This is a genomic window from Faecalicatena sp. Marseille-Q4148 (assembly GCA_018228665.1).
Classification (GTDB): Bacteria; Bacillota; Clostridia; order Lachnospirales; family Lachnospiraceae; genus UBA9414.
In genome coordinates, this window is record CP073692.1 from 918,197 (window position 1) to 934,050 (window position 15,854).

Annotated in this window: 14 protein-coding genes and 1 riboswitch; all 14 genes read right to left on the minus strand. The window is 40.5% G+C overall.

Annotated features, from left to right (window positions below; genetic code table 11):
* Positions 1-103 precede the first annotated feature (103 nt).
* The 14 genes from KFE17_04430 to KFE17_04495 all read right to left on the minus strand — a co-directional run bounded on the left by KFE17_04430 (position 104) and on the right by KFE17_04495 (position 15,847).
* Positions 104-1,258, minus strand: coding sequence for a glycine reductase (locus KFE17_04430; GenBank protein ID QUO33000.1), 1,155 nt, complete (start codon positions 1,256-1,258; stop codon positions 104-106).
* 12 nt (positions 1,259-1,270) lie between these two features.
* Positions 1,271-2,809 carry a glycine reductase gene (locus KFE17_04435; protein ID QUO33001.1) on the minus strand — a complete coding sequence of 513 codons (1,539 nt, stop codon included), beginning with the start codon at positions 2,807-2,809 and terminating at the stop codon, positions 1,271-1,273.
* 108 nt (positions 2,810-2,917) lie between these two features.
* Positions 2,918-3,391, minus strand: coding sequence for a glycine/sarcosine/betaine reductase complex selenoprotein A (locus KFE17_04440; GenBank protein QUO33002.1), 474 nt, complete (start codon positions 3,389-3,391; stop codon positions 2,918-2,920).
* Positions 3,392-3,492: 101 nt separating this feature from the next.
* Complete coding sequence (locus KFE17_04445; GenBank protein ID QUO33003.1) at positions 3,493-3,813, minus strand: thioredoxin; 321 nt, start codon at positions 3,811-3,813, stop codon at positions 3,493-3,495.
* A gap of 72 nt (positions 3,814-3,885) precedes the next feature.
* Positions 3,886-4,863: a thioredoxin-disulfide reductase gene (gene trxB / locus KFE17_04450; GenBank protein ID QUO33004.1), complete on the minus strand. Its 978-nt coding sequence runs from the start codon at positions 4,861-4,863 to the stop codon at positions 3,886-3,888.
* A gap of 37 nt (positions 4,864-4,900) precedes the next feature.
* Positions 4,901-6,208 carry a glycine reductase complex selenoprotein B gene (gene grdB, locus KFE17_04455; GenBank protein ID QUO33005.1) on the minus strand — a complete coding sequence of 436 codons (1,308 nt, stop codon included), beginning with the start codon at positions 6,206-6,208 and terminating at the stop codon, positions 4,901-4,903.
* Positions 6,209-6,226: 18 nt separating this feature from the next.
* Positions 6,227-7,510, minus strand: coding sequence for a glycine/sarcosine/betaine reductase component B subunit (locus KFE17_04460; GenBank protein QUO33006.1), 1,284 nt, complete (start codon positions 7,508-7,510; stop codon positions 6,227-6,229).
* A gap of 66 nt (positions 7,511-7,576) precedes the next feature.
* On the minus strand, positions 7,577-7,960 hold the full coding sequence (locus KFE17_04465; protein QUO33007.1) for a GrdX family protein: 384 nt from the start codon (positions 7,958-7,960) through the stop codon (positions 7,577-7,579).
* A gap of 106 nt (positions 7,961-8,066) precedes the next feature.
* Positions 8,067-8,159: riboswitch (glycine riboswitch) on the minus strand.
* Between the two features lie 123 nt (positions 8,160-8,282).
* Positions 8,283-9,659, minus strand: a complete 1,377-nt coding sequence (locus KFE17_04470; protein QUO33008.1) for a sodium:alanine symporter family protein — start codon at positions 9,657-9,659, stop codon at positions 8,283-8,285.
* Between the two features lie 379 nt (positions 9,660-10,038).
* The gene (locus tag KFE17_04475) at positions 10,039-11,472 is read right to left on the minus strand and encodes an adenylosuccinate lyase (protein QUO33009.1); all 1,434 of its coding nucleotides are present in this window, start codon (positions 11,470-11,472) and stop codon (positions 10,039-10,041) included.
* Positions 11,473-12,897, minus strand: coding sequence for an amidophosphoribosyltransferase (gene purF, locus KFE17_04480; GenBank protein ID QUO33010.1), 1,425 nt, complete (start codon positions 12,895-12,897; stop codon positions 11,473-11,475).
* Between the two features lie 10 nt (positions 12,898-12,907).
* The gene (locus tag KFE17_04485; GenBank protein QUO33011.1) at positions 12,908-13,615 is read right to left on the minus strand and encodes a phosphoribosylaminoimidazolesuccinocarboxamide synthase; all 708 of its coding nucleotides are present in this window, start codon (positions 13,613-13,615) and stop codon (positions 12,908-12,910) included.
* Between the two features lie 212 nt (positions 13,616-13,827).
* Entirely contained in the window at positions 13,828-14,592 is a 765-nt protein-coding gene (locus KFE17_04490; protein QUO33012.1) for a hypothetical protein, read from the minus strand.
* Positions 14,564-15,847, minus strand: a complete 1,284-nt coding sequence (locus KFE17_04495; GenBank protein QUO33013.1) for a hypothetical protein — start codon at positions 15,845-15,847, stop codon at positions 14,564-14,566. The genes KFE17_04490 and KFE17_04495 overlap by 29 nt, the downstream gene beginning before the upstream one ends.
* Between the last annotated feature and the right edge of the window lie 7 nt (positions 15,848-15,854).

Here is a 15,854-nt window from a genome sequence, read left to right on the forward strand (position 1 = left end):
AGCATTAAAAATTGCAAAATTCAAGAGGCGAACCTTCTTGCATTAGAAAAAGAACTTAAAAAAGGACAGAACCTAAGTTCTGTCCCATAAGCACTGTATGAAATTAACCGATATATCCGGCTTTCTTTAATTCTTCTTCTGCTTTTTCAAGGTTTGCATCAGATACACGAATGATCGGTCCTGTACATCCCATACCACTTTCAGCATAAATGTTCTGTTTCCAGAGCACTTTTACAGCATCCTCAAGATCCATAACTTCGATACCAGCAATTGCTGCTGTTACGATCTCTGCCGGCGGAGCTGTTACTTCTTCTTCAGCTGCTGCAGGTTTTGCTGCTGCTTTACGAGCTTCTAAGATATCTTTTAAGCCAGCTTTCTTAGCTGCTGCAAATTCTTTTGCAGATACTTCGAATACTTTTCCTCTTACAAGCTGTGCTGCATAACGGATTGCATTCGCAATAACCGGTGCACCAGAAGCGCGAGAAACGATCATGACTAACTGATCATATCCTTCTCCGATTCCAGGACCATAACCGTATCCTGTTGCTTCAAAGCTTCCGCCTGTATTGAAAGAAGAAAGCATTTTTACTAAGATATTACCTGTTAAAGAATCTGTTACAAGAACATCCGGAGATGCCTGAAGTACGTCATTACCTCTCATAACGCATCCGCCATCAGCACGTCCTGATTCTGCAAATGCGATGTCATATCCTTTTTCCTGTAATTCTTTTAATGCTTTTTCTGTCTGACGAGCGCCGTCTACGTTCAGAATACCGATTGTAGGATTCTTAATACCACAAGCTTTTGCTGTGATTACACCGTAAACTGCATTTTTAATCATACCTTCGATACGATCTGCGCTGGATGTACCTGTTGTATTGGCGATGAACATTTCTTTTCCTTTTGCAGGAGTAACAACACGACCAACAGTAGAAACGCCAATCGGGAATGGGAAGTGCATTGTTACTGCACCATCAATCTCCTTGTTGGCAAGCATTTCTTCCATTTTCTTGTGTCCTTCTTCGTCATCTGCAACTTTAATAGTTGTAACACCCTCTGCTTCTAATGTACCGATGTAGTAAACATCGATTCCATCTTTTGCTGCTGCAACTGCAGCTTCCATAGCGTTTTCTTCGCCATGTTCGCTACCCATACCAGTAAGAGCAATTTTAGGACGTTTTCCGTAGCTTCCGCTCTCTAAGCCCTGTGCCATTTCCATAAAGGTAGCAGCGATCATTTTTTCTACACTACTTGGCATTTTCGTTCACTCCTATTCTTCTGCTGTCATCAATGATGCTGCAAAATCTTTCATTGCTTTGGCGATTAAGCCTTTGATTTCTTCTTCAGATACAGCGCTTGCTTCTTCAGCACCTGTATTTGCCTGAATTACGAAAGATACACCATCGAATAAGTTTGTCATACGACCAAGGAATAAACTTCCTTTACCAATGATCATAGCATTTTTGATCTTTCCTTCAAGGATATCTTCACGAGCGAATCCGATGTACGGAACACCTGACGGAATATGTCCCTGAGTTGGAGCCCATCCTACAAGACCATGTTTTTCAACGAAATCATTGATTTCTGTTCTCTGGATGTCACCACGTTTAACAGCTAAAGCTGCGATCATTTTGTAGTTAGCAAGCGGAACATCACCTGCACCAGCTGGTTTTGTAATATCTGGGTTCTGCATCTCTGGAGAGAATTTATCGATATCTGTAACTTTCATTCCAACTCTTTCCAGTGGATCTGTTACAAGACCGCCAATAACAGCCTGTGGAGCAGAACCTGTTCCTACTGTATGACGTCCAATGATATCAAGGTTGATTTCTGGGTTTACACCATCGTTCTCAGAAAGAACAACTGCAAATCCTCCTAAGCAGTCCTCTAAGATCGGAAGACCTTTTTTCACATGGTCTTTACCATTCATACCTAATTTAGCTGTACATCCACCAGCTGTAACAACAACTGTTTTGAATGCTCCTGCTTTAACAAGAGAAGCAGCTTCGATTAATGCATGAGAAGGTCCGGCACAGAATCCTCTTGAGTCAGATCCTGTTGCGTTAGGAAGACCTACGATCTCAGCAGCAGCTTTAGCGAAGTTACCGCCACCACGCTGATTCATATCACCACAAGCCTCTTCAGCACAGTCGATTACATATTCAACTTCTTCTGGCTGAATACCTGCGTTACGTACTGCATATGCTAATGCAAGAACACTTGAAGCTTTACTCATCATGTTCTCATGCATAACATGTGCAGAAAGGTTAACATCGATATCATGAGCTCTCTTAACACAACCAACTAATTTGTTGTTGTTGTATAATCCTTCTGCATGTTCTTCGTTAACGAAATGTTCGATTTCAGAAAGTTCAAATCCTTCGTGGATTTTTGCTTTCATAGCTTCTGTAATGATTGGATTTTCACAGAATTTATCTTTAACTTCTGCAACGAAGTTCTTGTCTAACAGTACAACTTCGAACACATCACAGATCTGAACTAATAACAAGAATTCATCCTGTGGCATAATCTCACCGTATTTACCAAAACGGCTTGCATCTTCCTTTTTCTGTTCGAAGAATGGGAATGGAACTTTTGCCATATCATCCGGATGAGCGTTTCCAATGTATGTCTGGTTTGGCCAGTACTGTACACATTCTTCATATGTACGAAGGTGATTTGGAAGTTCTTTTAAATATTCAGATTCCGGATTAACAACTTTCTCTGTTGTCTGAGTTGTTCCGTTATAATATACCATTTCAGGAACATGTGCTAATACGTAGCTTGCTCCTTTGATTACACTATTCATAATTCTTGTGTCCACCTTTCATTAAGTTACTTAAGGAAGTGAGTGTGATTTTCCTTAAGAATAAAGGTGATGGGGTAGCATGCTACCTCATCACCCCACTAATTAATCTTATAAATATTTACAAAATTCTTCACGGATAGAAGACATTTCACTTGCAATATCGTCAACGTCTAATACCATTTCCATCATACCAACCTGTTCGTCATAAACAGCTGGATCAAATTCTGCTTTAACTTCTTCTTCACATACGTGGAATACCGTAAGTCCTAACTGGACTCCTGTCAATGGACCAGCGAATGTTGGGTCACCTGCTGTTACAGTCTCAGCTGCAAGGCCTGAGCCTTCGCCTTCTGCTGCACCTAATAATACAACGATATTTTCTGCGCCGTATTCGTCAGCGAAATCTTTAACCCTTTTCTGATTCTCTAAATCCATTGCGCCTGCGCTTGTTCAGACGAAGCATTCTGTTGCTGAATAAATCACTTCAGCGCCAGCTGTTTTAGCACATTCTGCGATAGCTGGTCCCGGAACGCCGTCACGGTCGCCAATGATAATGACTTTTTTTCCATCTAAAATTGCCATTTCAAATTCCTCCTCATTTTATTTTGCTTGTTTTTCCCTAAATTTATTCGTAAAACCTGTTGGTTTGTACGCGCTTGTAATAAATAATGTGGTGCTATTGATTAAGCGTAGTATTTCTTAATCATTGCTTCTACGTTCTCTGGAGTAGCGTCTTCTTTCACACATTCGTCAACTTTCTCTCCATCTTTGTAGATAGCAATAACAGGAAGACCTAAGATCTTCTGACCAATAGCAAGACGACGAGCTTTAGTTGTGTTTAATGATGTAAATTTAATTTTATCACCATAAACTTCTTCAAAGCCATGTACGTGTGGCATTAATGCCTGACACGGAACACATCCATCTCCAAAGTAGTCAACTAAAATGTAGCCTTCTGCCTCTAAAACTTCTTCTTTGAAGTTGTCTTTTGTTAATTCCAGCATTTCGTTCAACCTCCTTTTCAGACTTTTTTATCTGTAATCCATGATAACATAGATTATCAACTTAGTCAATTGTTACTCAAGCTCACCAAGATATTTCTCGCACTGTGTTGCTGCGATAGCACCATCAGCTGCTGCTGTAACAACCTGGCGAAGTGATTTCACGCGAACGTCACCTGCTGAGTATACACCTGGGATATTTGTTTTCATGTTTTCATCTGTAATGATGTATCCACGTTCATCCATCTCAAGTGCAGTATCTTTAAATACGTCTGTGTTAGGAATTGTACCGATGAATCCGAATACTCCGAATAATCCATCTTCTTCATCAGCTTCAACTGTTGTTGTTTCACCAGTTTTAACATTCTTAACGATCATTCTGTTAAGAAGACCATCTTCTCCGTCAGCACTGCCAACTTCTTCAACAACAGAATCCCACATAAAGTGAAGTTTTCCATTGCCATTGTCATTCATCTTGAATGCCTTCTCCTGAATGGATTTTGCAGCACGTAATTCGTCACGTCTGTGAATGATTGTAACTTTACGAGCGAATTTTGTAAGGTACATAGCTTCCTCTACTGCTGAGTCTCCACCACCTACTACGAAAACTTCAAAGTCTTCGAAGAAGTTAGCATCGCATGTAGCACAGTAAGAAACACCTCTACCGATGAATTCTTTCTCGTTTTTACATCCAATCGGTCTTGAGTGAGCACCTGTAGCAAGAATAATTGTCTTACCGCAGATTTCTTCACCTTTGCTTGTGATAACTTTTTTTACATCGCCTTCAAGAACAACTTTTTCAACTGTAGCAGCAACTCTGTCACAACCGAATTTAGCAGCCTGTTCTGTCATTCTGGCGATGAGTGAAGGTCCGCTTTCACCTTCTACTGTCTGTCCAGGATAGTTCTCGATCTCATCTGTAATAGCGATCTGTCCACCGTCTTTACCTTTTTCTACGATTACTGTAGAAAGGCGTGATCTTCCTGCATACAGTCCTGCTGCTAAACCAGCAGGACCTGCACCCAGGACAACAACGTCATAAAGTTTGCTCATAACGTTTTCTCCTTCTTTCTTAATGCATTAGCATTTATTATTTATCAAAGATCGTCTGATCTTCAACTTCTGTGCACAGTGCGTTAAGAGCTTTTTCTACGATTCCTTCACGCAGTTTGTATTCTTCATCTTTATCCAGAGCCGGATTTCCAAGTGGATGAGGAATAGCAATAGCAGGAACGATTCTGTTAGCTCCAACTGTCATTGAAATAGGTGTTACTGTACAAATATGAACAACCGGGATTCCAGCTGCTTCGATACCTTTTACCATCGTTGCACCGCAACGTGTACAAGTACCTCAAGTAGAAGTTAAGATAACTGCATCTACGCCGTCAGCGATCAGTTTCTGTGAAAATTCTTCAGCAAATGCTAAAGAAGATTTTACAGCTGTACCGTTACCAACTGTTGTGTAGAATTTGTTATGTAACTTACCGATTTTGCCTTCTTTCTCGAACTGACGAAGAACGTCAACCGGAAGAACGCGGTCTGCATCTTCATTAGCGTATACTGGATCGTATCCACCATGAGCTGTCTCGTATTCAGCTTCTGTTAAGTCCATAACACCTGTAATGTCATATTCACCGTAGTGAGATGCATTAGATGCTTCAATATGGTCTGGATTTCCTTTCGGAACGATACCACCAGATGTAACTAAAGCGATTGTAGCTTTAGAAAGATCTTTAATAGCCGGGTTTGGAGCAACACGGTCGAAACTTGGCATTGGATACTCTGTTTCGAATGGTTTACCAGCTAATTTCTTCATAAGCATATCAACAGCACGTTTAGAACCTGTTTCTTTTTCAAAGAAGTTCACACGAACACCGTTTGGCATATAGTTGTCCTGGCAAGAAGCACCGATTGGCTCTTTCTTAGCAAGTTTTAATGCTAATGGAACAAGTTTCTTCATAGCATCTCTCATACCAGCTGCACTGTTCTTTGTAGGTACTGTGTAAACTTTCTGTTTGAACATATCAGCACCTGGGTTCTCTACGTACATACCTGTAACTGCCGGAATTCCTAATTCTTCCTGAACAGCGTCACAGATTGTTCCACAAGCTACACCGTAACGTCCAGCGTTGAAAGCCGGTCCAGCGATGAATACATCTGGATTCTGTTCTTTTACAGCTGCAAGGATTTCAGCTTTAGCTGCTTCAAGATTTTCATTGAAGTAAGAGTCACCGCAGATGATAGTAGCAACGATTTCTACTTCACCTTCCAGACCCTGTTTTAAAGCTAAACCAGGTCCTACTACTTCGCCAACGCGAACTTCAACCGGGTAATCAGCTTTTTCTTCTCCACCAATATTAGCGAAGAACTGGTTAATATAATGTACTGCTTTTAACATTCTAATTCTCCTCCTTCACTATCTGGCTGTTAAGTAGCTAAATCCAGTTTCGTTTGTAGCGCCTGTGATTGCCTGAATCTCTACTTCAATGCTTCCATCTTCGCGTAAACTGTGTTCATTACCACCAGCGATAGTGTTAACGTAATCTAATGTTCCGATTACTTTATCAAGTTTAGGAAGAACGATAACCTGGTTTGCATTTCCGCCTGTTACTACAGCATCTGCAGCAGCATCAGCATCTGCAAGTGACTGAGATTTTCCGTCACGTCCAGCATACTCATCTGTGATGATAACTGTCTTAACACCTTCAGCTTCGATCTTCTTTGTATTCATGATAAGGTCAGTATCCGGGTTACCGAAACCTTCCTGAGATACGATTACACCGTCTAAATCTAAGAAACGGCAAAGTTTTGCTGTCCAGTCAGATGAACGCTGTTTGTCAGCAAGGTAAACGTTCTCATTTGTAAGGATATGGCAAACAAAGTTGATTTCTTTACCATGTTTTTCAAATAATTCCTGAACAACCTGGTTGTTTTCATGTACATATGTAGGGTTTTTATCACAAGCAGATACACAGTTACCTGAAACGATTGCACCGTCCATGCTTTCTGTTGTTGTCATGATTGTAGATAATGTTTTCTTAGCGTCAACGCCGTATACATATGTGTCATGAAGAAGACCCTGGCTCTGTAACATCTGTACATAAGCAACTCTCGGAAGATTCGGGAATTTTTCTTTACCTTCCATTACTCCGTAAGATTCATATACTTTTGTCTCGTCTGGAGTAAGTTCACGAGCTAATTCACCTAAGTAGCATGCTACTCTGAATCCTGCAAATCTTACAGCTGCTTCATAATCATGCTGTTTGATATCATCAACTGGTTCACAAACAACTACTAAGTTGTTTAATTTAGAGAATGGTGTGTACTGTGCACCCGGGCCTGTCATATCGATGATACCTTCCTGGAAACCAACGATTTTACCAGCTGTAACAACTGCCATGCCTTTTAATGCATATGTTTTTCCTTCTCCAACTGTGTCAACTTTAGCGATAACTCCCGGGAAAATTCCTCCACGGCCTTCCACTTTAACACGTGGTTCGATTACGTCTTTAACCGGAGTGATACGTACGCTCTCTCCTGGTCTTGCAATATCAAGTTTTACGCTTTTGATTTTTTCGTCCTCAAGGACAACTGCCTTTACAGCTTCTTCGTCAACATAAAGAACACCATCAACGATTTTGGACTCTGATCCAAACTGAATGTCTTTAATGAAGATGTGACCTACTTCTAGTCTTCTCACTGTAATTCCCTCCTTATAAAAATATGTGTGTATGTTGCTAAGGCACTTACGTACCCATACAGCCTTTTACCATGCAGTCGCTGACGGAAGCGCACTGGAAATCAGTGTCAGATCCACTACCTGAAAATCTTCATAAACTTCCGGAGCATACTTGTCAGACTTGAACTGAAACTTCTTGCAGGACTGAATTGCAGATTCGATAATTCTCATCTGGCTTACATCAAGCCCTCTGACATCCTCAGAAATCATGATTGATTTATACGGAGTCTCATTCGGCTTAACGCTTCCCGACAATGGATGTGTCAGTAACTCATGTCCTTTATAGATTCTGTCTCTCACTGTTTTGAGAATATCCTCATATGAGATTTCAAAATATTCAACATTATATAATCCACCTAATTCTTCTTTGACAAGCGGATTATTTGTAATGATAATAAACTTGTTTTTCATGTTTCAACCACCTGTTGTAAAAAAAGGAACCACTTATAGCCCATGAGCCTCCAAGCAGTCCCCTTTCTGTCTTTGTCTCGAAATTCAAAACTTCATTCAGAACGTAGTCCTTTTCCTGTTCCTTTTGCCTGAAAGTTTCACCAACTTATATATGGTTTGCATCTTCGGCGGCCTTGCGACTCTCTCACTGGAAAATTCATCCTACTATTTAGTTTTTCTATAAGAACTTTTTCTTTAATCATTCTCTCTATGACTTGAGTTGATTATAACACAGCTTTCGTAATAATGCTAGTTCTTTTTTTGTTTTTTTCGAGTTTTTTCGTTATTTATTTTTCTTTTTCCCTAATGTATGTGTCTTAAAATAGTCATTATGTACATTTTGGATCACTTTGCTTAAAGCAAGCAGACCGATAATGTTCGGTACTACCATTAAACTGTTAAAGCAGTCTGCCATGTTCCAAACCAGGTTAACCTCGCCAAGTGAACCTGCTACAACACAAAGACATACGAGCGGAATATAGAATTTAATCGCTTTTGGCCCAAACAGATAACGAATATTTGCTTCACCGAAGAAATACCATCCGACAATTGTAGAAAATGCAAAGAAAAACATGCAAATCGCAATAAAGATATCTCCCGCTTTTCCAAAGAAAGATGAGAATGCATACTGTGAAAGCTCTGCACCTGTCAAGCCTGTTGCGCGGCTTCCTGTTGTCAGGATAACAAATGCTGTTAAGTTTAATACGATAAACGTATCAATAAATACACCAATCATGGCAACGAATCCCTGTTCTACCGGATGATTTACTTTCGCTACTGCGTGTGCATGCGGTGTGGAACCCATACCAGCTTCATTGGAGAACAATCCACGTCCTACACCTTTCTGAACTGCAAGCTTTATTGTAGCACCCATCGCGCCTCCTGCTACTGCTGATGGATTAAATGCTCCTACAAAGATATCACGGATCACTCCCGGAAGTGCTCCGATGTTTGCAAATATAACAATCAGCGCACCTACAATATAAAGAGCTGCCATAATCGGAACGATTGTTTCTGTAACTTTTGCAATTCGTTTCATACCGCCGCTAAACACAAATACTGCAATCACTGCTACAACAACACCTGTTGCGATCTGTGGAATTCCAAATGCTGTATGGAATGAAGCTGCGATAGAATTGGACTGTACTGCATTTCCCATAAATCCAAGTGCAAATACAATCAGTACTGCAAAAATTGCTGCAAGAACTTTACCAAAGCCATTCGGGAAAGCTGCACGGATATAATATACCGGACCTCCGGTCACTGTACCGTCTTTGCCCACCTGTTTATACTTCTGAGCCATCAAAGCCTCACAGTAAATTGTAGCCATACCTAAAAATGCTGCAATCCACATCCAGAAAATTGCTCCCGGTCCTCCAACTGCAATCGCTGTTGCTGCACCGGCAATATTACCGGTACCTACCTGTGCGGCAATTGCTGTTGCCAATGCCTGGAAAGAGGACATACCATCCTTACCGGCTTCGCCTTTCTTGCTAAAAAGCCCGCCAAATGTTCTTCGCATCCCTTCTCCAAATCCTCTGACCTGAATAAACTTCAGTCGGAAAGAGAACCAGATACCTGCTACAAACAGTGCGATAATCAGGATATACCCTGTTAACGCGTCATTAATTGATACTACAAACTCATTTAGTTGCTGCATAAAACACCCTCCTTTGTCCTATTGATAAACTAAACAAATTATTGTACTCACTTATAATAGCACTTTTAAGCATATTATTCAATAAAAATGGTTTTTTATTTGCTTTTTTGTGCATTTTTTCCCATTTTATTCATTCTTAAAAAAGACTGATATTATTTAGACAAACTTTTTTATTCTTATTTCACAATTTATTTATACTTTTTTTAGCAATTATTCCCTCTATACACTTTAATTAAGTAAAGTGTTTTTTTATTAACATATACATTTTCCACAAAAACAACTTATTTTCTAAATTGCAAAAGAGACCAGAATATATCTGATCTCTTCTTTTGCTTTACATTGTTTGTTTTGATAAAATATAAAATTCCTTCTCAACTTGTTAGACATTAATTTCTGCTGTCATACCAAGAAGGTCTTTATTAACTTCCAGTACCGGATTAACCACTTCATTCAAGAACATTTCTACCTGTTCTTTCGCACGTCCTGTATATCTGGACGGCTCCATTGCTGCTTTCAGATCTTCAAGAGACAATTTAAATGCCGGATCTGCTGCAATTAATTCCAATAAGTTATTATCCAGACCTTTTTCTTTGACGTTCTTTCCTGCTTCCATAGACAGTTCACGAATACGCTCATGGAGTTCCTGACGGTCTCCTCCTGCTTTTACCGCATCCATCATAATATTTTCTGTCGCCATAAATGGCAGTTCTGACATCAAACGTTTCTCAATGACTTTTGGATACACAACAAGTCCATCCACAACATTCATGCAGAGATCAAGAATGCCATCAATCGCAAGAAATCCTTCCGGTACACTGAGGCGCTTATTTGCAGAATCATCCAGTGTTCTTTCAAACCACTGCGTCGCAGAAGTGATTGCCGGATTCAATGCATCGATCATAACATATCTCGCCAAAGATGCAATACGTTCGCTGCGCATTGGGTTTCTCTTATATGCCATAGCAGATGATCCAATCTGTGTTTTTTCAAAAGGTTCTTCTACTTCCTTCAAATGCTGAAGAAGTCGGATATCATTCGACATTTTATGCGCGCTCGCTGCAATTCCAGCCAAAACATTCAATACTCTCGTATCCACTTTTCGTGAATAAGTCTGTCCGGATACCGGATAGCAGTTTGCAAATCCCATCTTCTTCGCAATCATCGAATCAACCTGATTGATTTTTTCTTCATCTCCATCAAACAATTCCTTAAAGCTCGCCTGTGTTCCCGTTGTTCCTTTGGAGCCAAGCAGTTTTAAGCTTCCAAGCACATATTCCAAATCTTCCAGATCCATAAGGAATTCCTGCAGCCAGAGCGTAGCACGTTTTCCAACGGTTGTCGGCTGTGCCGGCTGAAAATGTGTGAATGCCAATGTCGGCTGTGCTTTATATTCATCCGCAAACTTAGCCAATTCTGAAATCACATTAATTAATTTGCTTTTTACAAGCTTCAAAGCTTCTGCCATGATGATAATATCTGTATTATCCCCTACATAGCAAGATGTTGCTCCAAGATGAATGATTCCCTTTGCTTTCGGGCATTGCTGTCCATAAGCATATACATGAGACATAACATCATGGCGCACAATTTTCTCTCGTTCTTTTGCCACATCATAGTTAATGTCTTCCGCATGGGCCTTTAATTCTTCAATCTGCTCTTCCGTAATTGGCAGTCCCAGCTCTTTCTCTGTTTCTGCAAGTGCGATCCATAATCTTCTCCATGTTCGAAACTTCATATCCGGTGAAAAAATATACTGCATCTGCGGACTTGCATAACGTTCTGATAATGGGCTCTGATATCTATTATGACTCAATTATTCTTCCTCCTGTTTTGGAATCTCCATTGGATAGTTTCCTGTAAAGCATGCATCACAGAAACAGATATCTCCAACTGTCTCCTGCAACTTCTCAATTTTCATATAACCAAGAGAATCTGCACCGATCAACTCACGAATTTCTTCCTGCGTATGTGTATGAGCAATCAGATCTTTATTGGACGGCACATCTGTACCGAAATAACAAGGATATAAAAACGGCGGTGAGCTGATTCTTACATGTACTTCCTTTGCCCCTGCTGCTTTTAACATCTTGATGATATTGGCACATGTTGTACCTCGCACAATAGAATCATCTACCATAACGATCCGTTTCCCTCGTACAACCTCTTCAATTACATTCAGTTTAATCTTTACACTGGATTCTCTCTGACTTTGTTTTGGTTTAATAAATGTTCTTCCAACATAACTATTCTTATGGAAAGCAATACCATACGGAATTCCGGAACCTTCTGCATATCCTTTCGCAGCTGCGATTCCCGAATCCGGCACACCGACAACAAGGTCTGCTTCCACCGGATAGCATTCTGCAAGTGCCTTTCCGGCAAGGATTCGAGAATGATACACATTCATTCCATCAATCGTACTATCTGGTCTCGCAAAGTAAATGTATTCGAAAATACATCTCGCCTGTTTTTCCTTCGGAATTGCCATTGTTTTATCTGAAGACAATTCTCCATTCATAATCGTCACAATCTCTCCCGGTTCTACATCTCGGACAAAATCTGCTCCGATTGCAGAAAGGGCACAGCTTTCTGACGCCAAATAATACGCATTTCCTCTTTTCCCAATGCAAAGTGGTTTCAATCCGTACGGATCACGTACACCGATCATTTTACGCGGGCTGGCAATGATCAGCGCATAAGCTCCCTGCATCTTGCCCATTGCATGTGCAACAGCCTCTTCCGCTGTCTTTGCATGAAGACGTTCACGCGCGATGTGATATGCAATCACTTCTGAATCATTGCTTGTCTGGAAAATTGCTCCTGTATATTCCAGCTCATGTTTCAGCTGAGCTGCATTAACAAGACTTCCATTGTAAGAAATTGCCAGCGTTCCTTTTACATAATTAATTACAAGCGGCTGGGCATTCGCCACATTGGAACCCTTATCCGCCGAATACTGTACATGACCTACGCCAAGATTACCGCATAACTCATCCAGCATCTCCTCTTGAAACACTTCGCTAACAAGCCCCATGCCTTTTTTCGTCTGTACTCCACAAACTCCTTTTGTATCTGTCACTGCAATCCCACAAGACTGCTGTCCGCGATGCTGCAGCGCAAACAATGCATAATAGATCGAAGATGAAACATCCTCTCCATCAAAATCATACGCTCCGAATACACCACATTCTTCATGTAATCCGGAATCTGCTGTCTCATATTTCTTTTCTCTTCGCATCAATAACTCCTTACTGAATTCCGATTCGTTTAAATACTTCCTGGTAAGCATCTTCTACATTACCAAGATCTCTTCTGAAACGGTCTTTATCAAGCTTCTCATGTGTCTTCACATCCCAAAGTCTGCATGTATCCGGAGAAACTTCATCAGCAAGAATAATCTGTCCATGATAGCGTCCAAATTCAATCTTGAAGTCAATCAGTTCAATTCCTGCTGCAAGGAAGAATTCTTTCAGAACATCATTTACTTTAAATGCATATTCTGTAATCTTATCGATCTCCTCCTGTGTTGCAGCTCCAATTGCTTTTGCAAAATAGCTGTTAATGAGCGGATCACCCAGCTCGTCATCTTTATAACTGAATTCCAGTGTCGGGCAGAGAAGCTTTGTTCCTTCTTCGATTCCAAGTCTCTTAGAGAAGCTTCCTGCTGCTACATTACGTATGATTACTTCAAGAGGAACGATCTCTACTTTCTTAACAGCCGTCTCACGGTCACTCAGTTCTTCTACAAGATGTGTCGGAACTCCTTTTTCTTCCAGAACTTTGAAAATGTAGTTTGTCATACGGTTGTTGACAACACCTTTTCCAACGATCGTACCTTTTTTCTCACCGTTGAAAGCTGTCGCATCATCTTTGTAATCAACAATTACGATATCCGGATCCTCTGTTGCAAATACTTTCTTTGCTTTTCCTTCGTAAAGCTGTTCTAATTTTTTCATACGTGTCCACCAGTTCCTTTCGCTTTTCATTCATTTGTTTATGATATCGCAGTACACATTTTATGCCCCGCTTACGATTCGATTATAATACAAGGCAGGCGGAAAATCAACATATCCGCCTGCCTTGTCTACGCTTTACTTATTATTTATTTTCAAATACTTATATTAGTTTTTCTTATATATTGTACATACTTTATAAGTTCTCTTTCATATCACATGTTTTTCCGGTACTTTTCACGCCATTTTTCCAGAAGCTGCTCAGAATCATCTACTTGAATCTTTTCAGCCAGCGCTTCTGACATTTCACGAAGTTCCCGGTCAATCCCAATATAAACAGTACTCTTTCCGAGAAGCTGCTGATACGCCTCCGTTGTCATATAATTCTTGCAACAGTAAATATAGGATATGAGCATGCTTTCTTCTTCGCAGATCTGAAATGCATTTTCGTACATGCGTGCAGCTTCTTCATACAGAAACAGCTTCCCATAAGCTGCGCCGAGACATCCGTATACATTACCATAAAAGGTTCCATCCACCGATTCATCCGTTTCTCCATAAACAATGGATTGATACACTAATATTGCCTCTCGGACTTCACCACTTGCAAGGAGATTGTCACCCATATATTTTTTTCGTTCAATCTCTTTTTGATTTTTTAATTTTTCAAGTACATTCTGGATTTGAAGTATTTCGGACTTTGTATAAATACCGGAATGTTTCAAAATTGTCAAAACAAACTGTTCTACTGCTCCATGCCGTTTGATCGCGCTTTTCAATGTATACGCCATATCTTTCATATCAAGTTCTTCTTCAATCCAGTCACAAAGCTGTTCGTTCATCACTGTATAATCGATCAGATACAGGTTATTGGAAATATAGTAGCAGAGTTCTTCCAACGTATAAATCCTTCTGTGTATCCTTGTGATCTCGTATGGCTGAGACGCTTTCTTACTGTGACAAAGAATTAAACTGCCCATTGCTTCCTCCTAACCGGATCAGTTTCTCCGCAGCAAATCCTGCCGCCGGAAAGAACTCGCCCAATCCCATATCTTCTACTATAACTTTCAGGGTTCTGTCATCCTGAAACAGCATTTTCATCTGTACCCGCACGGTATAAGGCTGATTCACAGAAAGACCGTCAAGAGATATCTCTTCAATACGACTCTCTCCGGACGCCAGCGAATCAATTCGTATTTCAATCGCCTCTCCATCCGTCAAAAGTGCTTCTAACTGGCAATCAGATTCATACCAGTGCGCTCCCCAGTTTACAACCGGCTGCCAGACATCTCCTCCTCTTCTTCGAACTTTCAAAGAAATCTGCTCTGTCATTTTTGTATCATCCAGATATACCGGCCCTTCTTCAAACTCCATTCCGCGCCTGTATGCCGCATAACACGCTCCTTTACTGTAAAGGTTATTTCCCTGAAATGCACGCCGGCCGTTACAGATAACTTTCAGAGAACTCGGATACCAGTTTTGATCAAATCCTTCACCTGTCAAATAGACAGAAGAAATCAGCCTCTTCTCAAACACCCCCTGAACAAAAGTACGAAATCTGGCATCTGCTTCTGCTGCTTTCTCCTCATCTGTCATCGGAAACACTGCTTTTAATTCTTCCATCCGAATATTCGCTACCTCTTCCACTGTAACAAACGGATCTCTCCCTTTATCAAATGCTGTTTTTAACTTCTTTAGCATAAATGCCCGGATTTCTTTCCGATCGCAGTACAGCAATGCGGATTCATACTGCCACAGCTCTTTTGGCTGATAAAACATATAATAGCAAAAGCTTTCTTTGTAATCCTGCACATAAATATTTTTTCTCTCAATTCCTATCCGCTGGGCAATACCTTTCAGCATCTGAACAATGTCTTCATTTACTTTCGGTAACGTAAACACGATCACACTGATATCCTCAAAACTCTTCAGTGACATTTCGATAAATCTGGCAAGAAGCCATACCGCTTCATATGTCTGATCCTCATATGTAATTTTTTCCTGAGCCATTGCTTTATTCCAAAGATCATCTACAGTATATCCCTCTTTAACAACAGCAAGCCTTCTCGCCCGCTTTCCGTAAAACCATGTATGATCATGATAACCGATCACCAGCGGAATCTGATAATTATCTACTGCCACTTCCAGGGTAGCCGGCTCTCTCTCTGCCTCATCAAAATAGCTGATCTGACAGCCATATTCATTTAAATCGTAGCCTATCATCATACCTTTCATCGAACTG